The organism is Herbiconiux sp. FW305-C-125, assembly GCF_058783455.1.
This window is the reverse complement of sequence record NZ_JBYSYO010000003.1, coordinates 296,580-317,375: the sequence shown is the minus strand read 5'-3', so window position 1 is coordinate 317,375 and position 20,796 is coordinate 296,580. Positions and strand designations below refer to the sequence as shown.

19 protein-coding genes are annotated in these 20,796 nt (G+C 69.0%); 10 read left to right on the top strand and 9 right to left on the bottom strand.

The genetic code is table 11. From position 1 onward, the window contains the following. Positions 1-63: 63 nt before the first annotated feature. From AC3WLB_RS11810 to AC3WLB_RS11775, 8 genes are all read right to left on the bottom strand, one after another. Positions 64-900: an exodeoxyribonuclease III gene (locus tag AC3WLB_RS11810; RefSeq protein WP_492506153.1), complete on the bottom strand. Its 837-nt coding sequence runs from the start codon at positions 898-900 to the stop codon at positions 64-66. A 55-nt stretch (positions 901-955) separates the two neighbouring features. Beyond that, positions 956-2,257 carry a YihY/virulence factor BrkB family protein gene (locus AC3WLB_RS11805; protein WP_492506151.1) on the bottom strand — a complete coding sequence of 434 codons (1,302 nt, stop codon included), beginning with the start codon at positions 2,255-2,257 and terminating at the stop codon, positions 956-958. A gap of 238 nt (positions 2,258-2,495) precedes the next feature. After that, complete coding sequence (locus tag AC3WLB_RS11800) at positions 2,496-3,416, bottom strand: hypothetical protein (protein ID WP_492506149.1); 921 nt, start codon at positions 3,414-3,416, stop codon at positions 2,496-2,498. A 206-nt stretch (positions 3,417-3,622) separates the two neighbouring features. Then, positions 3,623-4,393 carry a succinate dehydrogenase iron-sulfur subunit gene (locus AC3WLB_RS11795; protein ID WP_022895302.1) on the bottom strand — a complete coding sequence of 257 codons (771 nt, stop codon included), beginning with the start codon at positions 4,391-4,393 and terminating at the stop codon, positions 3,623-3,625. Next, entirely contained in the window at positions 4,393-6,192 is a 1,800-nt protein-coding gene (sdhA, locus tag AC3WLB_RS11790; protein WP_031281179.1) for a succinate dehydrogenase flavoprotein subunit, read from the bottom strand. Before sdhA ends, AC3WLB_RS11795 begins: the two co-directional genes overlap by 1 nt. A 20-nt stretch (positions 6,193-6,212) precedes the next feature. Beyond that, positions 6,213-6,668, bottom strand: a complete 456-nt coding sequence (locus AC3WLB_RS11785; RefSeq protein WP_492506146.1) for a succinate dehydrogenase hydrophobic membrane anchor subunit — start codon at positions 6,666-6,668, stop codon at positions 6,213-6,215. Then, on the bottom strand, positions 6,668-7,075 hold the full coding sequence (sdhC, locus tag AC3WLB_RS11780) for a succinate dehydrogenase, cytochrome b556 subunit (protein ID WP_492506206.1): 408 nt from the start codon (positions 7,073-7,075) through the stop codon (positions 6,668-6,670). The genes AC3WLB_RS11785 and sdhC overlap by 1 nt, the downstream gene beginning before the upstream one ends. Positions 7,076-7,279: 204 nt before the next feature. Continuing rightward, on the bottom strand, positions 7,280-8,446 hold the full coding sequence (locus AC3WLB_RS11775; RefSeq protein WP_492506144.1) for a glycosyltransferase family 4 protein: 1,167 nt from the start codon (positions 8,444-8,446) through the stop codon (positions 7,280-7,282). A 138-nt stretch (positions 8,447-8,584) separates the two neighbouring features. On the opposite strand from AC3WLB_RS11775, the gene AC3WLB_RS11770 reads away from it, so the two are divergent. The 9 genes from AC3WLB_RS11770 (at position 8,585) to AC3WLB_RS11730 (ending at position 18,959) form a co-directional block, all read left to right on the top strand. Further along, the gene (locus AC3WLB_RS11770) at positions 8,585-9,706 is read left to right on the top strand and encodes a mannose-1-phosphate guanylyltransferase (protein WP_492506142.1); all 1,122 of its coding nucleotides are present in this window, start codon (positions 8,585-8,587) and stop codon (positions 9,704-9,706) included. A 190-nt stretch (positions 9,707-9,896) separates the two neighbouring features. Beyond that, positions 9,897-10,970 carry a BMP family lipoprotein gene (locus AC3WLB_RS11765; RefSeq protein WP_492506140.1) on the top strand — a complete coding sequence of 358 codons (1,074 nt, stop codon included), beginning with the start codon at positions 9,897-9,899 and terminating at the stop codon, positions 10,968-10,970. Positions 10,971-11,138: 168 nt separating this feature from the next. Then, positions 11,139-12,221: a BMP family lipoprotein gene (locus AC3WLB_RS11760; protein ID WP_492506204.1), complete on the top strand. Its 1,083-nt coding sequence runs from the start codon at positions 11,139-11,141 to the stop codon at positions 12,219-12,221. A 92-nt stretch (positions 12,222-12,313) separates the two neighbouring features. Further along, positions 12,314-13,852, top strand: coding sequence for an ABC transporter ATP-binding protein (locus AC3WLB_RS11755; protein ID WP_022895310.1), 1,539 nt, complete (start codon positions 12,314-12,316; stop codon positions 13,850-13,852). Then, positions 13,849-15,150, top strand: coding sequence for an ABC transporter permease (locus tag AC3WLB_RS11750; protein WP_492506137.1), 1,302 nt, complete (start codon positions 13,849-13,851; stop codon positions 15,148-15,150). Before AC3WLB_RS11755 ends, AC3WLB_RS11750 begins: the two co-directional genes overlap by 4 nt. Next, positions 15,147-16,487, top strand: coding sequence for an ABC transporter permease (locus AC3WLB_RS11745; protein ID WP_492506135.1), 1,341 nt, complete (start codon positions 15,147-15,149; stop codon positions 16,485-16,487). Before AC3WLB_RS11750 ends, AC3WLB_RS11745 begins: the two co-directional genes overlap by 4 nt. Continuing rightward, positions 16,474-16,923, top strand: a complete 450-nt coding sequence (locus AC3WLB_RS11740; protein WP_492506133.1) for a cytidine deaminase — start codon at positions 16,474-16,476, stop codon at positions 16,921-16,923. The genes AC3WLB_RS11745 and AC3WLB_RS11740 overlap by 14 nt, the downstream gene beginning before the upstream one ends. Before the next feature lie 84 nt (positions 16,924-17,007). Beyond that, on the top strand, positions 17,008-18,300 hold the full coding sequence (locus tag AC3WLB_RS11735) for a thymidine phosphorylase (protein ID WP_492506131.1): 1,293 nt from the start codon (positions 17,008-17,010) through the stop codon (positions 18,298-18,300). A 140-nt stretch (positions 18,301-18,440) separates the two neighbouring features. Then, positions 18,441-18,959 (top strand): DinB family protein, encoded by a 519-nt coding sequence (locus tag AC3WLB_RS11730; protein ID WP_492506129.1) that lies wholly within the window; start codon positions 18,441-18,443, stop codon positions 18,957-18,959. Positions 18,960-19,055: 96 nt separating this feature from the next. Here AC3WLB_RS11730 and uriH read toward each other — a convergent pair whose 3' ends face one another. Beyond that, entirely contained in the window at positions 19,056-19,991 is a 936-nt protein-coding gene (uriH, locus tag AC3WLB_RS11725; protein ID WP_492506127.1) for a uridine-preferring nucleoside hydrolase UriH, read from the bottom strand. Positions 19,992-20,039: 48 nt separating this feature from the next. Between uriH and AC3WLB_RS11720 the strand changes: the two genes are divergently transcribed. Next, complete coding sequence (locus AC3WLB_RS11720) at positions 20,040-20,771, top strand: IclR family transcriptional regulator (RefSeq protein WP_492506125.1); 732 nt, start codon at positions 20,040-20,042, stop codon at positions 20,769-20,771. The last annotated feature ends 25 nt before the right edge of the window (positions 20,772-20,796 follow it).

The window sequence follows — 20,796 nt, the reverse complement described above, 5'->3', positions numbered from 1 at the left end:
GGAATGGTTCTCACAGTTCCGGTAGGAATGCTGCGCCGCAGCAGCGGCGGCGCAGCCATGAATTTACAGCTGGTAGTCGACGACGACGGGAGCGTGGTCGCTCCACCGGGCGTCGTGGGTGGCCGCGCGGTCGACGGTGTAGTTCGTGACCGTGGCGGCGAGGTCGGGTGTGGCGAGCTGGTAGTCGATGCGCCAGCCGGTGTCGTTGTCGAACGCGTGCCCGCGCTGCGACCACCAGGTGTAGGGGCCCTCGACCTCGCCGTGCCATCGGCGGCCGATGTCGACCCAGCCGAGGCCGGCGCCGTTGTTGTACGCCGGGTCGCCCTCGGCGCCGAGGAACTTGTCGAAGTAGGCCCGCTCCTCGGGCAGGAAGCCGGCGCGCTTCACATTGCCCTTCCAGTTCTTGATGTCGAGGGTGCGGTGGCCGACGTTGAGGTCGCCCACCACGAGCGAGAGCGGGTTGTGCTCGCGCAGCAGCGGCAGGTGCACGAGCATCGCGTCGAGGAACTTGTACTTCTCGTCTTGCTTCGGGGTGTCAGCGACGCCCGAGTGCACGTAGGTCGACACCACCGTCACCAGCTTGTCGCCCCACTCGTAGTCGGCCTCGAGCCACCGCCCGGCGCTGTCGAAGTCCTCCGGCCCGAAAGTCACGCGGTGGATGTTCGCCCGGTCACGGCTGGCGAGCGCGACGCCCGCCCGGCCCTTGGCGGTGGCGGGGTCGTGCAGGATGTTCCACTCCGGCCCGAGCAGGCCCTCGAGATCGCTCGTCTCGGCGCGCACCTCCTGCAGGGCCAGGATGTCGACGGCGCGGGAATCCAGCCACTCGCCCATGCCGTTCCGGAACGCGGCGCGCACGCCGTTCACGTTGACGGAGGCGACACGGAGGGGCTTCTGGGGCATGCATCTACTGTAGCGGCGGCCACTGACACCGCTGGCGGGTGCGGCCGGGCGCCGGTCAGAGCCTCTTCGAGAGTTTCACCGCATCCGCTCGGTCGAGTCGGTCGAGCCGCTCGAGCTTCTTGCGCACCCGGCGGCGGGTGAGCCCATGACTGCTCGCGAGCTCGTTCTGCAGCCGCTCGCGTTCGGCGGAGACGAGTGTGTCGCGCGCATCCGCCACCCGCTTCTGGCGCTCGATCTCCAGTTGCTCGGGCGTGAGCGCCCGCGGGTCGATGCCGGCGTCGTCCATGCCCACGGCGATCCAGGTGGCCGAGAGCAGGATGACCCGGCACACCAGGTTCAGGAAGATCATGATCCCGATGATCACCGCGAACGACGCCAGCAGCGGATTCGAGCTGGCGCCGCCGAGCAGCTGACTGCCGAGGATCTTCAGCACCCCGAGCCCGGCGCCACCGATCACCGCACCCGCGACCAGCCGGCGCAGCGGGATCTTCACGCCCGAGAGCACCCGGAACGCCACGCCGAGCACGAAGCTGTCGAAGGCGAACACCACGAGCACGCCGACGAGCCACGCGAGGAACAGGGCGACGGGGGACTCGGAGTCGACGCCCACGAGGTCGAACGCGAACGAGAGACCCTGGTTGCTGATGAGGCTCACGGCCGAGGAGAGCACGATGGCCACGCCGAAGCCGAGGGCGAGCCCGAAGTCCTTGAGCTTCAGCAGTACGAAATTCGTGGTGGGCGGGTCGAGCTTGAAGATGCGCCGGATGGAGTCGCGCGTCGACGCGAGCCAGCCGACCGCCGTCAGGACGAGTCCGACGAGGGCGATCGCGCCCGTCCAGCCGAGGATGCGCGCGGACGCAAGGGTGTCCGGGTCGATCGCGCCGTCCTTGCCGATGAGCCCGGGGATGGCGTTGCTCAGCTGCTGCACCACCGCATCCATGAGCGACGGATTCGAGGCCAGCACGATGCCGAAGATGGAGAAGCCCACCCAGATGCCGGCGAAGATGGCGAAGACGGCCTGGAACGACATCCCCGACGCCATGATCTCGCCGCCGCTCGCGCCGAACCGCAGGAACACCCGCACCGGCCGCAGCGCCATCACCCAGGCGATCAGCCGCTGGATGCCCGACTTGGGCTTCTCGGGCGCCTCGTCCTTCTTCGTCACCGCCACGGCCGGCCGCACCCCGCCCCCGCTCCGGGTGGTGGCCCGGTCGTCCGCGACGGCGGTGCCGCGCCGCGAGCCGCCCGGGTCCCGCCGCCCAGCGCCGCGCTCCGTCCCGCGCGGGTCCCGCCGTCCAGCGCCGTGCTCCCCACCGGCAGCAGTGTCCCGTCCCGCCCCGTCCCGCTCCTCACTCATGCCCACGAGCCTAGAACGCCCCCCGCCCCACCGCCCGTCCCCATCCGCGCACCGCCCGGCCCATCCGCGCACCGCCCGCCCCATCCGCGCACGGCCCGCCCCATCCGCGCCTCGCCCGTCCATATCGGCGCCCCGAGCCGTGGCCCGCCCGCACCCGCCCGCCGCCTGGCCCGCCCGTTCGCACCGGACTTGCCGCCTTGCACATGCCCCGTCCCGATTTCAGGAATATGTCCTGTATTCAGGAGCGTCGGGCCTGAAAAGGGGACAGGCGGCTGAGGGAACCTGAATCGGGGACTTGGCCGAGGGCGGCATCGCGGCCTCGGAAGAGCGTCGCCCGCGTCGCCTCCAGCACGGCTGGGCAGTCGAACATGACCTGGGCGTAATCGAAATGCAGCACGCCGAGGTCGAGCAGGAGGAGTTCGGTGTCCCGCCGGTAGTCCCGCGAGGACTGGTCGGCCGAGCCGTGGACTTCTCGGCTGTCGAGTTCGACCACGAGCCATCTGTCGATCATGAGATCAACTCGAATCTTCGACGTGATCCAGACCTGGGTGTCAGCAGCGATTCCCGCATCGGCGAATCGAACCCGCGCGACGGACTCGGTCCCGGATTCTGCCTTCGCATCGACTTGGCGCAGACATCGGGCAAGGTTGTCGGGGCATCCGGCAAACGCTGTGCGGAGCTCGGCCGCGCTGATGGTCCGGCGGTGAAGCGCGGAGTCGAGGGTGGCGATCGTGTGCCAGTGCGGCTCGTGCCGGGCGGCGGTCAGGATGGCCCTCGGCAGGCTCTCTACCGATGGGTCGGCACCCTCGACGCCTCCTCCGCCCCAATGGAGTACCACGTCGTCGCGCCGACCGAGCGGGCGACCAGAGTCGGGGTCGCGGAGCCTGCCCGCGTTGGAGGGAACCCTGACGTGCAAGCGCTCGTCGGGTGGCGTCCAGAGCTGCCAGTGCCGCAGGGCGGTGGTCGATGCCGCGCGCCCACCCAGCCGCACTGCACGCACGAGCTCGCTGGGTGCGCTCGGCAGCGCGTAGTGACCGCGACGGATCGGCACCAGGCTGGCGCTGGTCACCGCGCGACGCAGGGATGACCGGGTGTGTCCGGCGGCGACGAGTTGGGCCGTGGTGAAGATCGACTGGACGGGACGGCGTGAGGCGTGCATCCGTTGACCATCCCGCGTCGGGCGCGAGAGCGGGTAGTGAACCCTGAGACTGTGGATAAGTCAGCGGTAGCTGGAGGATGTGAACGAGGTGGGCGGTTCGCCGTGTTCAGGAGATCCGACGAGAATGTCCCGTTCTCAGGTGGTGGGCACCTGAGAACGGGACATTCGCCTGAAAACGGCAGGGCAGCGCGGCGGGGTGGGGCGGGTTAGGGCTTGCCGCGCATAATGGCCTGCTTCACCTCGGCGATGGCCTGGGTGACCTGGATGCCGCGGGGGCAGGCATCCGTGCAGTTGAAGGTGGTGCGGCAGCGCCACACCCCCTCCTTGTCGTTGAGGATGTCGAGGCGGGTCGACGCCGCCTCGTCGCGCGAGTCGAAGATGAAGCGGTGCGCGTTCACGATGGCAGCGGGGCCGAAGTACTGCCCGTCGGTCCAGAACACGGGGCACGACGAGGTGCACGCGGCGCAGAGGATGCACTTCGTGGTGTCGTCGAAGCGGGCGCGGTCGGCCACCGACTGGATGCGCTCCTTGTCTTTCGGCGGCTCGGTCGCCGACTGCAGGAAGGGCTGCACCTCGCGGTAGGAAGCGAAGAACGGCTCCATGTCGACGATGAGATCTTTCTCGAGCGGCAGGCCCTTGATGGCCTCCACGTAGATGGGCTTCGAGATGTCGAGGTCTTTGATGAGCGTCTTGCAGGCGAGGCGGTTGCGGCCGTTGATGCGCATCGCATCCGACCCGCAGATGCCGTGCGCGCACGAGCGACGGAAGGTGAGCGACCCGTCCTGCTCCCACTTGATCTTGTGCAGCGCGTCGAGGATGCGGTCGGTCGCGTACATCTGCACGTCGAAGTCCTGCCAGCGCGGCTCGGTGTCGACATCCGGGTCGAAACGACGGATGATCAGCGTCACCGTGAAGGCTTCGACCGGCGCCTCGGGTGCCGGTCCGCCGGCGGGGGCTTCGTCAACAACCAGGGACATCAGTACTTCCTCTCCATCGGCTGGTAGCGCGTCACGACGACGGGTTTCCAGTCGAGCCGGATGTGGTCGGCGGCATCACTCGAGTGCGGGTCTCCGGAGAGGTACGCCATCGTGTGCTTCATGTAGGTCTCGTCGTCGCGCTTCGGGAAGTCGTCGCGCATGTGACCGCCGCGCGACTCCTGGCGGTTGCGCGCGGAGTAGACGACGACCTCGGCCAGGTCGAGCAGGAAGCCGAGCTCGATCGCCTCGAGCAGGTCGGTGTTGAACCGCTTCCCCTTGTCTTGCACCTGGATGTTGCGGTAGCGCTCGCGGAGCCCGTGGATGGTCTTCGTGACGGAGGCGAGCGACTCGTCGGTGCGGAACACCTGCGCGTTCTTGTCCATCTCGTCCTGCAGCTCCTTGCGGATGGCCGCGATGCGCTCGGTGCCCGTCCCGTTGCGGAGTGACGCGACGAGGTCGACGATCGCCTTGGCCGGTTCGGGCGGCAGCGGCGTGAAGTCGACCGTCTGCACGTACTCGGCGGCGTTGTTGCCACTGCGCTTGCCGAACACGTTGATGTCGAGCAGCGAGTTGGTGCCGAGGCGGTTCGAGCCGTGCACCGAGACGCAGGCACACTCGCCGGCGGCGTAGAGGCCCGGCACGACGGTGTCGTTGTCGGAGAGCACCTCGGCCTTGATGTTGGTGGGGATGCCGCCCATCGCATAGTGCGCCGTCGGCATGACGGGCACCGGTTCGACCACGGGGTCGACACCGAGGTAGGTGCGCGCGAACTCCGTGATGTCGGGCAGCTTCGTCTCGAGCACCTCGGCACCGAGGTGGGTGCAGTCGAGCAGCACGTAGTCCTTGTGCGGGCCGGCGCCGCGACCCTCCGCGACCTCCTGCACCATGCAGCGCGCCACGATGTCGCGCGGCGCCAGGTCTTTGATGGTGGGCGCGTAGCGCTCCATGAACCGTTCACCGGAGGCGTTGCGCAAGATCGCGCCCTCGCCTCGCGCTCCCTCGGTGAGCAGGATGCCCAGCCCCGCCAATCCGGTCGGGTGGAACTGGAAGAACTCCATGTCCTCCAGCGGCAGGCCCTTGCGCCAGATGATGCCCACGCCGTCGCCGGTGAGGGTGTGCGCGTTCGAGGTGGTCTTGTAGATCTTGCCGAAGCCGCCGGTGGCGAAGATGACCGCCTTGGCCTGGAAGACGTGGATCTCGCCGGTGGCGAGTTCGTAGGCCACGACGCCGCTGGGCTTGTCCACACCGTCCACCGACGTCATCACGAGGTCGAGCGCGTAGTACTCGTTGAAGAAGTTGATGCCGAGCTTCACGCAGTTCTGGAACAGCGTCTGCAGGATCATGTGGCCCGTGCGGTCGGCCGCGTAGCAGGCCCGGCGAACCGGCGCCTTGCCGTGGTCGCGGGTGTGCCCGCCGAAGCGGCGCTGGTCGATCTTGCCCTCGGGGGTGCGGTTGAACGGCAGGCCCATGTTCTCGAGGTCGATGACCGCGTCGATGGCCTCCTTCGCGAGGATCTCCGCCGCATCCTGGTCGACGAGGTAGTCGCCGCCCTTCACGGTGTCGAAGGTGTGCCACTCCCAGTTGTCTTCCTCGACGTTGGCGAGCGCCGCCGCCATGCCGCCCTGCGCCGCACCGGTGTGGGAGCGGGTGGGGTACAGCTTCGAGATGACCGCGGTCTTCGCCTTGGGGCCGGCCTCGATGGCGGCGCGCATGCCGGCACCGCCCGCGCCCACGATCACGATGTCGAACTGGTGGTAGTGCACGCCGTCGATCACGGCGCCGTCTTCGAACTGGGTCACGGACTCACTCACGATAGGGACTACTGGTTGATGGTGCTGCAGAACGAGGGCAGCAGATCGGCGGGCGAACCGGCCGGGCACGGGTCGAAGGTGAAGATGACGAGCGTGCCGAGCACGATCTCGGCCACGACGGCCACGAGGATGCCGCCGAGCAGGATCTTGCGGGTGATCGCCCGGGTGGCGTAGTCGTTCACGATGGTGCGCATGCCGTTGCCGCCGTGGATGAGGGCGAGCCAGAGCATCAGGCAGTCCCACACCTGCCAGAACGGGTCGCTCCATTTGCCGCCGACGAAGGCGAAGTCGATGGCCTTGATGCCGTCGCCGAGCCAGAGGTTCACGAACAGGTGGCCGAAGATGAGGATGAGAAGCACGACGCCCGAGGCGCGCATGTAGATCCAGCCCCACTTCTCCCAGTTCACGCCGCGCGAGCGGCGGACGGTGTGGGGCGCGCGGGGGGAGTCGATCGTGGTGGCCATCAGTGCCCCACCTCGCTGAACACGTTGATGAGCTGACGCGGCGCGAAGCCGATCATCGTGACCACCCACAGGCCGATCACGATCCAGAACATCACCCGCTGGTACTTCGCCCCCTTCGACCACAGGTCGATCAGGATGATGCGGATGCCGTTGAACGCGTGGAAGACGATGGCCGCCACGAGAGCCAGCTCACCGAGCCCCATCAGCGGGTTCTTGTAGGTGTCGATGACCGCGTTGTAGGCCTCGGGGGCGACCCGCACCATCGCGGTGTCGAGCACGTGCACGAGTAGGAAGAAGAAAATCGCGACCCCGGTGATGCGGTGCAGCACCCACGACCACATGCCTTCGCGGCCGCGGTACAGGGTGCCTGCTGGCCGCCGCGGTGTCATCGTTCCCGCCGTATTCATGGCCACGAACAACCCTCCTTGGCTTCAGTAGGATTCGCGATCGCCCGCACGTCGAACGGTGCGCACTCGATCCACGACCAAGTGCAGTCTACGCTCAGAAATGGCCGGATGCTTGTAAGGCGTACCTAATTTGTATACAGCAGGGCGCATCCGTCGCTCCCGCGAAAACACAGGGCGAGAAGGCTTGCGAATACCCGGTTGTATTCAGGCGTGTGAGCCGACCGGAGTGCGCCTGCGCGCCTTCACCGGTGTGCTCACCGAGGCGTAGTGCTGCAGCAGCTCGCTGCACAGAGCCTCCCATGACTTGCCCAGCACAGCCCGCCGCCCGGCCTCGCCCATGCGCGACCGCAGCGCCGGATCGTCGACCAGCGAACGGATGCCCGCCCTCAGGTCGTCGGGGTCGGCCGGGTCGAAGAGGTAGCCGTTCTCGCCGTGCCACACGAGGTCGAGCGGGCCGCCGGCGGCCGGCGCCACGACCGGGAGCCCGCTGGCGTGCGCCTCCTGGAGCGTCTGCCCGAAGGTCTCCTCGGTGCCGGTGTGCACGAAGACGTCGAAGCTCGCGTAGGCGTCGGCGAGATGCTGGCCGGAGAGACGGCCGAGGAAGGTGACGGGCATCCCGCGCAGGAGGGAGCGGATGCGGTCGTCGCTCGGCCCGTCGCCCACGATCGCGAGGTGCAGGTTCGGCAGTCCGCGGAGCGACGCGAGCCGTTCGAGTCCCTTTTCTGGTGCCACCCTGCCGACGTAGCCCACCACGACGTCGCGGTCGGGGTCGCCCGGCCGGCCACCCGCCAGGAGGGTGTTGAGCGCGCGGGCTGCGGGGCGCATCCGGTTGTTCGGGTGGTAGCGCACGAGGTCGACCCCGCGACCCCAGAGCGCGAGGCGCTCGACGCCCGCCCGTTCGAGGTCACGCTGTGAGGCGAGGGAGGGGACGAGGGTGAGGTCGGCGCCGTCGTGGATCCAACGCACGACGCGCCAGGCGAGTTTCGACGCCGAACCGAGGCGGTTGCGCTTGGCGTAGCCCGCGACATCCGTCTGGAAGATGGCGACGGTGGGGATGCCGAGACGGTTCGCGGCCGCGATGCCCTGCGCGCCGAGGAGGAACGGCGACGCCGCGTGCAGCACGTCGGGCGCGAACTTCGCGATCAGCCGCGACACCTGGGCGTTCGGGATGCCCATCGGGAACTGGCGGTAGGCCACCGACGGCACCTGGTGCACTGGGAAGCCGCGGTAGTGCGACGGCGAACCGGCCGCGGGGGCGATCACGATCGCCTCGTGACCGTTGTCGGCGAGGTGATCGAGCACCTTGCAGACGCTGTTCGTGACTCCGTTGACGGTGGGGAGAAAGCTCTCGCTGATGATCGCAACTCGCATCGGTGCCTCCGCAGGTCGGCGTGCGGCCTCATCCGGCCACGACTCGACGGTAGGAAGACGACATGGACCGCCGGTGACATCGAGGTGGCGCGTCGGTGAGCGTCTGGGGGTGTCATCGGCGCTGGGTAGGCTGTGCGCATGAATTCGACTCCCTCCGCCCTCGACCGGCTGTACAGCGTCATCCCGGCCGGGGGGATCGGGTCCCGGCTGTGGCCGCTCTCCCGCGCCGACGCGCCGAAGTTCCTGCACGACCTGAGCGGGTCGGGGCAGAGCCTCCTGCGGGACACCTGGGAGCGGCTCGCCCCGTTGTCGGGCGAGCAGCGCATCATGGTCGTGACCGGCCGCGCGCACCGCGCCGCGGTGGAGGAGCAGCTGCCGAACCTGGCCGACCAGAACGTGGTGCTCGAGAGCGAACCGCGCGACTCCACGGCCGCCATCGTGCTGGCCGCCGCCATCCTCGAGCGCCGTGAGCCCGGGGTCATCGTCGGCTCGTTCGCCGCCGACCACGTCATCACGAACCCCGAGCGCTTCCGCGCCGCCGTGGTGCAGGCGGTGGCCGTGGCCGACGCCGGCTACATCGCCACCATCGGCATCACACCGACGGATGCGGCGGTCGGCTTCGGCTACATCCGCACCGCCGAAGAACTCACGATCGACGGGGCGCCGCAGGCGCTGCGGGTGGACAACTTCGTCGAGAAACCCGACCTCGCCACGGCGCGGCGCTACCTCAAGTCCGGCAAGTACCTCTGGAACGCGGGCATGTTCATCGCCCGCGCCGACCGGCTGCTCGCCCAGCTGGGCGAGACCGAGCCCGAGCTCCTCGCGGGCATCCTCGAGCTGGCGGAAGCGTGGGACACCCCGCAGCGCGGCGTCGTGGTCGACCGGGTCTGGCCGACGCTCAAGAAGATCGCCATCGACTACTCCATCGCCGAACCCGCGGCCGCCGCCGGCGGCCTCGCCGTCATCCCCGGCGACTTCGACTGGGACGACGTGGGCGACTTCGCCTCCATCGCCAAGCTGCACAGCGCCGGGCGGGGGAGCGAACTGGCCATCCTCGGCAAGAACGCCCGCGTGCTCGCCGACTCCTCCAGCGGCATCGTCGTGTCGCAGTCCAAGCGCGTGATCAGCCTCATCGGCGTGCACGACATCGTGGTGGTGGACACCCCGGACGCGCTGCTCGTCACCACGAGCGAGCACGCGCAGCGGGTGAAGTCGGTGGTGGACGCGCTGCGGGCGGGGGGGTCGGGGGACGTGCTGTAGCTGCACTTCTTCGGGCTCGCCCGGCCTTCGGCTGGGCGGGCCCTAACTGCTCGCGCCGCCGCTTCTGCGGCGCGAGGCGACATGTTCGCGTTCGGTCGCTTCGCGGCCGAGCGCTCACCCTGGGTCGTCGAGCGCGGCCCGCGGCCTGCGATCTCGTGCCGTGTGATGTGGGACTGCATAGGATTTGGGTATGGGTAGACGCGGGATTCTTGGGGTGGCAGCGCTCGCTGGTGCGGCGGTTGTGGTGGGGCTGGCGGGGTGTGCTCCTGCTCCGGTGAAGGGGACGGATGCGGCGACCTCGGCGGCGGGGGAGTATTGCGCTCGGATGGTGACGAACTCCGGGGGGCTCGACGACCGGTCGTTCAACCAGTCGAGCTGGGAGGGGATGCAGGCGGCCGAGAAGGAGTTCGGGATCGACGCCCAGGTGCTCGTCTCGACCGCCGAGACCGACCTCGCGCCGAACGTGACCCAGGCGGTCGACTCCGGGTGCGGGTTCGTGCTGACCGTGGGCTACGAGTTGGCCGATGCCACCCTCGCCGCAGCGGGCGAGCACCCCGACGTGCACTTCGCCATCGTCGACGAGACCGTCGACGCCCCGAACGTCAAGCCCATCCTCTTCGACACCGCGCAGGCGTCCTACCTCGCGGGCTACCTGGCCGCCGGCGTCTCCAGGACCGGCAAGGTGGCCACCTTCGGCGGCGGCAACCAGCCGCCCGTCACCCTCTTCATGGACGGCTTCGTCGACGGCGTCGCGAAGTACAACGAGGTGCACGGCACCCAGGTGCAGGCCCTCGGCTGGGACAAGACCAGCCAGGACGGCGTGTTCACCGGCGACTTCGAAGACATCAACAAGGGCAAGACGGTGACGCAGGGCTTCATCGACCAGGGCGCCGACGTGATCCTTCCGGTCGCCGGTCAGGTCGGCGAGGGCGCGGCGAACGCGGCGGCCGAGGCATCCGGGGTGTCGATCATCTGGGTCGACAACGACGGCTTCGACACCCTGCCTGCCGAATACCAGCCGATCGTGCTCACGAGCGTCATGAAGAACACCGGCGACGCCGTCGTCGAGATCATCGGCGACGACCTCGACGGTTCGTTCTCGCCCGAGCCGTTCGTCGGCACGCTCGAGAACGGCGGCGTGGCGCTCGCTCCGTTCCACGACCTGGCATCCGCCGTGCCCGCGGAGCTGTCCACCGAGCTCGACGGCCTGAAAGCCGACATCGTCGCCGGGAAGATCACCGTCGATTCGCCCTCCACTCCGTAGCGTTTCACACGGATGCGGTGGACATTTCGCGCAGATTACGTCGTGATCGCGGCTTTGTAACGCTTGCGACGCGAAGCGCGGTACCCCCTGTCCTGGGGCGTAACTTTCGGTAACGTGTCTCTCACACAGCACCTGCGCACCTTGCAGGGCAGCAACTTGGAGGACATCTTGAGCATCAACCTGCGCCGTGCCACGCTGGCCGGCTTCGCCACCCTCGGGGTGGCAGCTCTTCTCGCCGGGTGCGCATCCGCGCCGTCCGACACGGCGTCGACGAGCGGCAGCGACACCGCGAGCGACTTCGTTCCCTGCATGGTCTCGGACTCGGGCGGATTCGACGACAAGTCGTTCAACCAGGCCGGCTACGAGGGTCTCACCGAGGCCGCTGACAAGCTCGGCGTCGAGCCGGTCACCGTCGAGTCCTCGGCCGACACCGACTTCGCCCCGAACATCGACCAGCTGGTCAGCGGCGGCTGCAACCTCATCATCTCGGTCGGGTTCCTCCTCGCCGACGCCACCAAGGCCGCGGCCGAGGCGAACACCGACGTGAACTTCTCGATCATCGACGACTCGTCGATCGACCTGCCGAACGTCAAGCCCATCGTCTTCGACACCGCTCAGGCTGCGTTCCTCGCCGGCTACACCGCCGCGAGCTACAGCAAGTCGGGCACCGTCGGCACCTTCGGTGGCATGCAGATCCCGTCGGTCACCATCTTCATGGACGGCTTCGTCGACGGCGTGAACTACTACAACCAGCAGAAGGGCACGAACGTCAAGGCCATCGGCTGGGACGTCGCCGCGCAGACCGGTTCGTTCACGGGTGGCTTCGCCGCCGGTGTCGAGGCCAAGACCGCCGCTCAGGGCCTGATCGACCAGGGTGCCGACGTCATCCTCCCCGTCGGTGGACCGATCTTCCTCTCCGCCGGTGAGGCCATCAAGGACTCGGGCAAGGACATCGCGCTGATCGGCGTCGACTCCGACAACTACGAGACCGCCCCCGACCTGAAGTCGCTCTTCCTCACCTCGGTGCTGAAGGGTGTCAAGGCGGGCGTCGTCGACGTGGTCGACACCGCCGCGGCCGGCAACTTCGACGCGGAGCCCTTCATCGGCACGCTCGAGAACGATGGCGTCGGCATCGCGCCGTTCCACGACTTCGAGAGCAAGGTCAGCCCCGACCTGCAGAGCGAGCTCGACGCGATCAAGGCCGGCATCATCGACGGTTCGATCAAGGTGGAGTCGCCCTCCACCCCGTAACATCGCCTCACCATCGGTCGGGGGGACCAGCCTTGCTGGTCCCCCCGACTTCGTTAAGAAAAGACCACTCAGCAGGTAGGTAGATTGACTCTATGAAGCTCGAACTCCGGGGCATCACCAAAAGGTTCGGTGCCCTCACTGCCAACGATCACATCGATCTCACCGTCGAGCCGGGTGAGATCCACTGCCTCCTCGGTGAGAACGGTGCCGGCAAGTCGACTCTGATGAACGTGTTGTACGGCCTCTACCAGGCCGACGAGGGCGAGATCGTGCTGGACGACGTGGTCCAGCACTTCGCCGGCCCGGGCGACGCGATGAACGCCGGCATCGGCATGGTGCACCAGCACTTCATGCTCATCCCCGTGTTCACGGTCGCCGAGAACGTGATGCTCGGTCATGAGCAGACCGGATTCGCGGGCTTCCTCGACCTCAACGCGGCCCGCAAGCGGGTGCGCGAGATCAGCGACCGCTTCGGTTTCGACGTCGATCCGGATGCCCTGGTCGACGACCTGCCGGTCGGCGTGCAGCAGCGCGTGGAGATCATCAAGGCGCTCTCCCGCGACGCGAAGGTGCTGGTGTTCGATGAGCCGACCGCCGTGCTCACCCCGCAGGAGACCGACGAACTGATGGCCATCATGCGCCAGCTCAAGGAGTCCGGCACCTCCATCGTCTTCATCACGCACAAGCTGCGCGAGGTGCGCGAGGTCGCCGACCGCATCACGGTCATCCGGCTCGGCAAGGTCGTGGGCGAGGCCTCGCCCACCGCCACGAACGCCGAGCTCGCCTCCCTCATGGTCGGCCGCGCGGTCGAGCTGACCGTGCACAAAGACCCCGCGCAGCCGGGCGCCCCGGCGCTCGTCGTCTCGAACCTCTCGGTGGTGGATGCGCGGGGCCAGGTGGTGGTGAACGACGTGTCGTTCGACGTGAAGGCCGGCGAGATCCTCGCCATCGCCGGGGTGCAGGGCAACGGACAGACCGAGCTGACCGAGGCACTGATGGGGCTGCAGGAGCGGGTGACCGGTGACATCACCCTCGACGGGAAGTCGCTCCGGGGTCTCTCGGTGCGGAAGGTGCTCGACTCGGGCGTGGGCTTCGTGCCGGAGGATCGCAAGGAGGACGGCCTGGTGGGCGAGTTCACCATCGCCGAGAACCTCATGCTCGACCGCTCGGACGGCGCACCGTTCGTGAAAGCCGGTGGCCTGCAGCTGTCCTACCTCAACAGCTTCGCCGAAGAGAAGTCGAAGGAGTTCGACGTGCGCTCGCAGGGCATCGGCACCGAGGTGGGCCGCCTCTCCGGCGGCAACCAGCAGAAGGTCGTGCTCGCCCGCGAGCTCTCCCGCGGATTGCGGTTGTTCGTGGCCGCGCAGCCCACCCGCGGCATCGACGTGGGCTCGATCGAGTTCGTGCACAAGCGCATCGTCGCCACCCGCGACGAAGGCATCCCCGTGGTGGTGGTCTCGACCGAGCTCGACGAAGTCGTCGCGCTCGCCGACCGCATCGCGGTGATGTACCGCGGCGGCATCGTCGGCATCGTGCCCGGCGACACCCCCCGCGACATCCTCGGCCTCATGATGGCGGGCGAAGTCCCCGCCGGGGTCACCCCTCTCGACCCGGAAGGAGCGGCCGCGTGAGCGACTCGCCCGTCAATCAGCCCGTCGCCCCGGCGTCGTCGGCCGGGCCGGCGCCCGGTGTGCCGGTGGCCGAGCCGCCGTCGCGCTGGCGGCAGACCTTCAACGAGATCATCGGCGGCAGCGTCATGATCTCCATCCTCGCCGTCGTGCTCGCGATGGTGGCCGGCGGCATCCTGATCGCTCTCACCGACGAGAACGTGCAGAAGGCCGCGGGCTACTTCTTCGCCCGGCCCGGGGACACCTTCGCCGAGATCTGGAAGTCGGTGTCGGGGGCCTACGTCGCCCTGTTCCAGGGGTCGATCTACAACTTCAAGCGCCCCGACTTCCTCGACCAGATCAAGCCGCTCACCGAGACGCTCACCTTCGCCACGCCGCTCATCGCGGCCGGCCTCGGTGTGGGCCTCGCCTTCCGGGTCGGCATGTTCAACATCGGTGGCCGCGGCCAGATGCTGATCGCCGCGGCCTGCGCGGGCTGGGTGGGCTTCACGCTGCACCTGCCGTGGGGGCTGCACCTCATCGTCGCGATCGTCGCCGGTGTGATCGGCGGCGGCATCTGGGGCGGCATCGCGGGCCTCCTGAAGGCGCGCACCGGTGCCCACGAGGTGATCGTCACGATCATGCTGAACTACGTGGCGTTCTACCTGGTGTCCTACCTCCTCCGCACGCCCATCCTGCAGGCGCCCGGGTCGAACAACCCCAAGTCGCCGCCGATCGATCCGACCGCGGTGCTGCCCGACATCCTCGGGCCGAAGTTCAACCTGCACCTCGGCTTCATCCTCGTGATCGCCGCCACGGTGTTCGTCTGGTGGCTGCTCAACCGCTCGGCGCTCGGCTTCAAGTTCCGCGCCGTGGGCATCAACCCGAACGCCGCCCGGGTCGCGGGCATCGACGTGAAGAACATGTACGTCTACGCGATGCTCATCTCGGGCGGGCTCGTCGGCCTCGCCGGCGTCTTCCAGGTGCTCGGCACCGTCACCACCGGGTTCTCGTCGGGCATCGACGCCGGCATCGGCTTCGACGCCATCACGGTGGCGCTCCTCGGGCGGTCGAAGCCGTGGGGCATCTTCATCGCGGGCATCCTGTTCGGCGCGTTCAAGGCCGGCGGATTCGCGATGCAGGCCTCGCAGGGCATCCCGATCGACATCGTGCTCGTGGTGCAGTCGCTGATCGTGCTGTTCATCGCGGCGCCGCCGCTCATCCGCACCGTCTTCCGGCTGCCCGACCCGGCCAAACCGCGGAAGCCCAAGGCGCCCAAGACCCCGGTCGTGGCCCCGGCACGAGAGGCGGTGGCGAAATGAGCGACGCACTCCCCGAGAACGTGAGCACCTCGAACCTCGCTCCGACGGGCGCCCTGCCGCCCACCGAGCACAACAAGCCCGACTCGACGCCCGGCCTCACGACCGTGCTGGTGAAGAGCTGGAAGGCGCCGATCGCGTTCGGCATCTTCGCGCTCGGCGCGATCATCCTGTTCGTGGTGTTCGGCCGCGACGGCGAGTCGACGTTCCGGCTGTCGACCGACTCCGACCTCATCCAGCTGCCCGAGGTGGTGCTGCCCACCCGTGCGACCGGCATCGTGGTCTCGATCCTGCTCGTGCTGCTCGCGGCGCTGAGCGCGTGGCTCGTGGCGACCGGGCGCAAGGTGCGGGTGTGGCTGATGGCCGTGTTCGCGGTGCTCTTCCTCGTCGCGTTCCTCACCTGGGCCTCCGCGGGGCAGACCATTCCCCTCCCCGGGCTCCTGATCGGAACCGTCTCGCTCAGCGTGCCGCTCATCTTCGGTGCGCTGGGTGGTGTGATCTCCGAGCGGGTCGGCGTGGTGAACGTCGCGATCGAGGGTCAGCTGCTGGCCGGGGCCTTCGTGTCGGCGGTCGTCGCATCCGTCACCGGCAACCCCTTCGTGGGCCTCATCGGCGCCGTCATCGCCGGCACCCTGGTGTCGTTCGTGCTCGCGGCGTTCTCGATCAAGTACCTCGTCGACCAGGTCATCGTCGGCGTCGTGCTGAACGTGCTCGTCACCGGGCTCACCTCGTTCCTCTACTCCCAGGTGCTCACCGCGAACCCGGACCTGCTGAACTCCCCGCCGCGATTCGACCGGCTGCCGATCCCGCTGCTGTCGGAGATCCCGATCATCGGGCCGACGCTGTTCCGGCAGACGATCGTGGTGTATCTCATGTACATCGCGGTGGCGCTCGTGTTCTTCGGCTTGTTCAAGACCAAGTGGGGTCTCCGGGTGCGGGCCGTGGGTGAGCATCCGCAGGCCGCCGACACCGTCGGCATCCGGGTGAACACCACGCGGTTCTGGAACGTGTCGCTGGCCGGCGCGATCGCAGGCCTCGGTGGCGCGTACTTCACCCTGGGCTCGGTCGGCGCGTTCAACAAGGAGATGACCGCGGGCGCCGGGTACATCGCCCTGGCCGCGGTGATCTTCGGGCGCTGGGACCCCATCCGGGCCACCCTCGCCGCGCTGCTGTTCGGCTTCGCGTCGAACCTGCAGAACGTGCTCGGCATCATCGGGTCGCCGGTGCCGTCGGAGTTCATGCTCATGCTGCCCTACGTGGTGACGATCTTCGCGGTCGCCGGCCTCGTCGGGCGGGTGCGCGGGCCGGCCGCAGCCGGAAGACCGTATGTCGGATCGTAGTTCGGAGGAGACCGTGGTGTCGTCGGAGATCGACTGGGAGTCGCTGCGCGCTCGCGCGCTCGAGGCGATGGAGCACGCGTACGTGCCCTACTCGAAGTTCCCGGTGGGGGTCGCCGCGCTCGTCGACGACGGGCGCGTGATCGCCGGGTGCAACGTCGAGAACGCCTCCTACGGCCTCACCCTCTGCGCCGAGTGCGCCCTGGTGTCGTCGTTGCACATGACGGGCGGCGGGCGCCTCGTGGCCTTCACCTGCGTCGACGGGCACGGCAACACGCTGATGCCGTGTGGCCGCTGCCGGCAGCTGCTGTTCGAGCACTCGGCCGAGGGCATGCTGCTCGAGACGGTGTCGGGCGTGAAGACGATCGACGAGGTGATTCCGGATGCGTTCGGCCCCCGCACCCTCGTCGAGTACCGCGAGGAGTCCCTCGCGGAGTGAATCCTCGCGACCCGTCGTTTTTGGCCCTTCCCCGCGGGTTTTAGGGCAGATTTTGACGGGTCGCGATGCAGTTAGGAGCACCAGATGGCCACTGAAGCGTTCGACGTCGTCGACCTCATCCGAACCAAGCGGGATCACGGGACGCTGTCGACTCCCGAGATCGACTGGTTGATCGACGCCTACACCCGCGGGTACGTGGGCGACGAGCAGATGGCCGCGCTCGCGATGGCGATCCTCCTGAACGGGATGTCGCGCACCGAGATCCGCGACCTCACCCTCGCCATGATCGCCTCGGGCGAGCGGATGAGCTTCGCCGGCCTCGGCAAACCCACCGTCGACAAGCACTCCACCGGCGGGGTCGGCGACAAGATCACCCTGCCGCTCATGCCCCTCGTCGCGTCGTTCGGGGTGGCGGTGCCGCAGCTGTCCGGCCGTGGCCTCGGGCACACCGGCGGCACGCTCGACAAGCTCGAGTCCATCCCGGGGTGGCGCGCATCCCTGTCGAACGAGGAGCTGTTCGCGCAGCTGCGCGACGTCGGGGGCGTCATCTGCGCGGCCGGGTCGGGCCTCGCGCCGGCCGACAAGAAGCTCTACGCCCTCCGCGACATCACGGGCACGGTCGAGGCGATCCCGCTCATCGCGTCGTCGATCATGTCGAAGAAGATCGCCGAGGGCACCGACTCGCTCGTGCTCGACGTGAAGTTCGGCTCGGGGGCGTTCATGCAGGACATCTCGCGCTCGCGCGAGCTCGCGCAGACCATGGTCGACCTCGGCAACGACGCCGGGGTGGCGACCACGGCGCTGCTGACGAACATGAACGTGCCGCTCGGGCTCGCCATCGGCAACGCCAACGAGGTGCGGGAATCGGTCGAGGTGCTCGCGGGCGGCGGCCCGGCGGATGTGGTCGAACTGACCCTCGCGCTCGCCGCCGAGATGCTTCGGCTGGCCGGGCAGCCTGATGCCGACGTGGCGGCCGCGCTCAAGGACGGGCGGGCGATGGACACCTGGAACCGGGTGATCCGCGCCCAGGGCGGCGACCCCACCGCGCCGCTGCCCGTCGCGCGCGAGACCCACACCGTCGTCGCCGAGTCGTCGGGGGTGCTGCTGCGGCAGGAGGCGCTGCCGTTCGGTATCGCGGCATGGCGGCTCGGGGCGGGCCGGGCACGGGCATCCGACGCGGTGCAGCACGCGGCCGGCATCGACCTGCACGCGAAGCCGGGCGACGCCGTGACGGCCGGGCAGCCGCTGTTCACGCTCTCGGCCGACGAGCCGGAGCGGTTCGAACGCGCGCTCGACGCTGTGGCGGGCGCCTACGAGATCGGCCCGGCGTCGGAGTGGGCGGGCCTGGGGCCGCTGGTGGCCGAGCGCATCCAGTAGCCGCCCCTGCTGGGCACGACGGCGGGACGGGGCCAGGGTTCACCCGCATCCGCTCGCCCGGCGCACGACTGGCAGAAAAGCGGGCCCGGGTGACCGTAACGGAGTGGAAGCGCGGTCGCCGTGAGCCGTAGAGTCGGGGCATGGCGATTGTCCCCGACACGAAGAACTGGATGTGGGTGCTCGAACGCGAGTGCCCGGAGTGCGGGTTCGACTCGAGCGCCACGCCCGCCTCGGCGGTGCCGGGCCTGCTCCGCGCGAATGCGGCTGCGTGGCCGGCCGTGCTCGAACGCGCCGACGTCGCGGTGCGGCCGGACGACTCGACCTGGTCGAACCTCGAATACGCCGCCCACGTGCGGGACGTGTTCCGCATCTTCCGGGTGCGGCTCGCCCTCATGCTCGACGAGGACGACCCCGAGTTCGAGAACTGGGACCAGGACGTCACCGCCGTCGAGGAGCGCTACAACGAGCAAGACCCGGCTGTCGTCTCCGCCGAGCTCACGGAGGCCGCAGAAGCGCTGGCACGCGCGTTCGAGGCGGTTCCGGACGACGCGTGGGAACGCCGAGGCCTCCGTGGCGACGGATCGGCGTTCACCGTCGATACGCTGGCGAGGTACATGGTGCACGACCCGGTGCACCACCTCCACGACGTGCGCGGCTGAATCCGCGCGAGCGGCGCGCGATCCGTGCGCCGTGGTCCGAGTGCGTGCAGTCACTCGGGCTGCGGCGGGCGGATCGCGCCGCGGGCCGGGTGCCGCTCAGCCGATGCGCTCCAGCGCGTCGACGATCAGGCCCCAGAACCGGCCGTGGTCGAGATCGACCGCGACCTGCGTGTGGCAGTCGTCGGGGGCGGGTGCACGGAAGTCGGCGACCGTCATGCCGAGCGTGTGCGTGCCGGTGAGCTCGACGGCGAGGGGCGCCCGCCGCACGGTCATGACCGCGGGGTCGATCACCCGCGCCACGGCGCACGCGTCGTGCACGGGCGGATGCTCGAACCCCTGTGCCTCCCGGTAGCTCTCGCCGAAGAACTCCAGCAGCTCCAGCACGAACTGCGCGGGCGCGGTGCCGATGGAGCGGATGCGCTCCACGACCTCCGGGGTCGCCAGCGCCTGGTGGGTGAGGTCGAGCCCCACCATCGTGAGCGGCCACTCCTCGGCGAACACGATGTGCGCAGCCTCGGGGTCGATGATGATGTTGAACTCGCTCGTCGCGCTCCAGTTGCCGCCGTGGTAGCCGCCGCCCATCAGCACCACCTCCTTCACCCGGGGCACGATCCGCGGCTCCTTGCGCGCGGCGAGGGCGATGTTCGTGAGGCCGCCGGTGGGCACGAGGGTGACCGTGCCGGGCTCGTGCGCCATGATCGTGTCGATGATGAGGTCGACGGCGTGACGGACGTCCAACTCGATCTCGGGCTCCGGCAGCGCCGGGCCGTCGAGCCCCGATTCACCGTGGATGTCGGGGGCCACCTCGATCTGACGCACCAGCGGCCGCGGGCAGCCGGCCGCGAACGGCACGCCGGTGATGCCGGCCACCCGGGCCACCGACAACGCGTTGCGGGTGACCTTCTCGAGCGTCTGGTTGCCCACCACGGTGGTGACGGCGAGCAACTCGATGTCGGGATTCCCGTGGGCGAGCAGCATCGCGATGGCGTCGTCGTGGCCGGGGTCGCAATCGAGGATGATCTTCTGAGGCACCATCCGAGCATATATGAAAGCAAGTTTCACCTGTGCAATACTCGTGGCGTGACCTCCGCTTCCGAGTACGCGGTGCCGGCCCTCGAGAAGGCGCTCGACATCCTCGAGCTGCTCGCCGAGGAGCGCACCGGCCTCAGCCAGCTCGAGATCGCGCGCGCGACCGATCGCTCGGCGAGCCAGATCTTCCGAGTGCTCACCACGCTCGAGCGCCGCGGCTACCTGCACCGCGACCGGCAGTCGGGCCGCTACACGTTGTCGCTGCGCCTGTTCGACCTCGCCCACCGTCAAGAGCCGCTGCGCTCGCTCGACGCCGCCGCGCTCGCGCCGATGCGCCGGCTGGCGGAGGCGACCGGCCAATCGTGCAACCTCAGCGTGATCGACGCGGGGCGGGTGCGCGTGATCGCGCAGGTGGAGAGCCCCGGCGACTTCGGCTTCCGCGTGCGGGTGGGCGCGATGTTCCCGCTCGAGACCACCGCCACCGGCGCCGTGTTCGCCGCCTACCTGCCGGCGGATGCGGCCGGGCCGGGTGCGGCCCAGGAAGCGGCCGCGCGCATCCGGCACGACGGCTTCCTCGTGCGGGCCGACCCGCTGCAGCCCTCCATCACCGACGTGGTGTTCCCGATCCTCGGCCGTGACGGCCGTGACGGCCGTGACGGCCGGGCGCTCGCGGCGCTCACGGTGCCCTACGTGGCCACGAGCCTCAGCGCGCTGTCGACGGATCGGGTGCGGGACGCGGCGGAAGCGGCCGCCGCCGAGATCGCCGCCAACTTGGGGCTCTGACCTCTCGCAACGAGGGGCCAGAGCC

What these genes read in the sequence shown, in the direction of transcription:
- AC3WLB_RS11735 (WP_492506131.1), top strand. Translation starts at nt 17,008, where the DNA reads ATGGCCACTGAAGCGTTCGACGTCGTCGACCTCATCCGAACCAAGCGG.
- AC3WLB_RS11755 (WP_022895310.1), top strand. Translation starts at nt 12,314, where the DNA reads ATGAAGCTCGAACTCCGGGGCATCACCAAAAGGTTCGGTGCCCTCACT.
- AC3WLB_RS11785 (WP_492506146.1), bottom strand. Translation starts at nt 6,668, where the DNA reads ATGGCCACCACGATCGACTCCCCCCGCGCGCCCCACACCGTCCGCCGC.
- AC3WLB_RS11810 (WP_492506153.1), bottom strand. Translation starts at nt 900, where the DNA reads ATGCCCCAGAAGCCCCTCCGTGTCGCCTCCGTCAACGTGAACGGCGTG.
- AC3WLB_RS11770 (WP_492506142.1), top strand. Translation starts at nt 8,585, where the DNA reads ATGAATTCGACTCCCTCCGCCCTCGACCGGCTGTACAGCGTCATCCCG.
- AC3WLB_RS11730 (WP_492506129.1), top strand. Translation starts at nt 18,441, where the DNA reads ATGGCGATTGTCCCCGACACGAAGAACTGGATGTGGGTGCTCGAACGC.
- AC3WLB_RS11800 (WP_492506149.1), bottom strand. Translation starts at nt 3,416, where the DNA reads ATGCACGCCTCACGCCGTCCCGTCCAGTCGATCTTCACCACGGCCCAA.
- AC3WLB_RS11805 (WP_492506151.1), bottom strand. Translation starts at nt 2,257, where the DNA reads ATGAGTGAGGAGCGGGACGGGGCGGGACGGGACACTGCTGCCGGTGGG.
- AC3WLB_RS11745 (WP_492506135.1), top strand. Translation starts at nt 15,147, where the DNA reads ATGAGCGACGCACTCCCCGAGAACGTGAGCACCTCGAACCTCGCTCCG.
- AC3WLB_RS11765 (WP_492506140.1), top strand. Translation starts at nt 9,897, where the DNA reads ATGGGTAGACGCGGGATTCTTGGGGTGGCAGCGCTCGCTGGTGCGGCG.
- AC3WLB_RS11775 (WP_492506144.1), bottom strand. Translation starts at nt 8,446, where the DNA reads ATGCGAGTTGCGATCATCAGCGAGAGCTTTCTCCCCACCGTCAACGGA.
- AC3WLB_RS11740 (WP_492506133.1), top strand. Translation starts at nt 16,474, where the DNA reads ATGTCGGATCGTAGTTCGGAGGAGACCGTGGTGTCGTCGGAGATCGAC.
- AC3WLB_RS11795 (WP_022895302.1), bottom strand. Translation starts at nt 4,393, where the DNA reads ATGTCCCTGGTTGTTGACGAAGCCCCCGCCGGCGGACCGGCACCCGAG.
- sdhC (WP_492506206.1), bottom strand. Translation starts at nt 7,075, where the DNA reads ATGAATACGGCGGGAACGATGACACCGCGGCGGCCAGCAGGCACCCTG.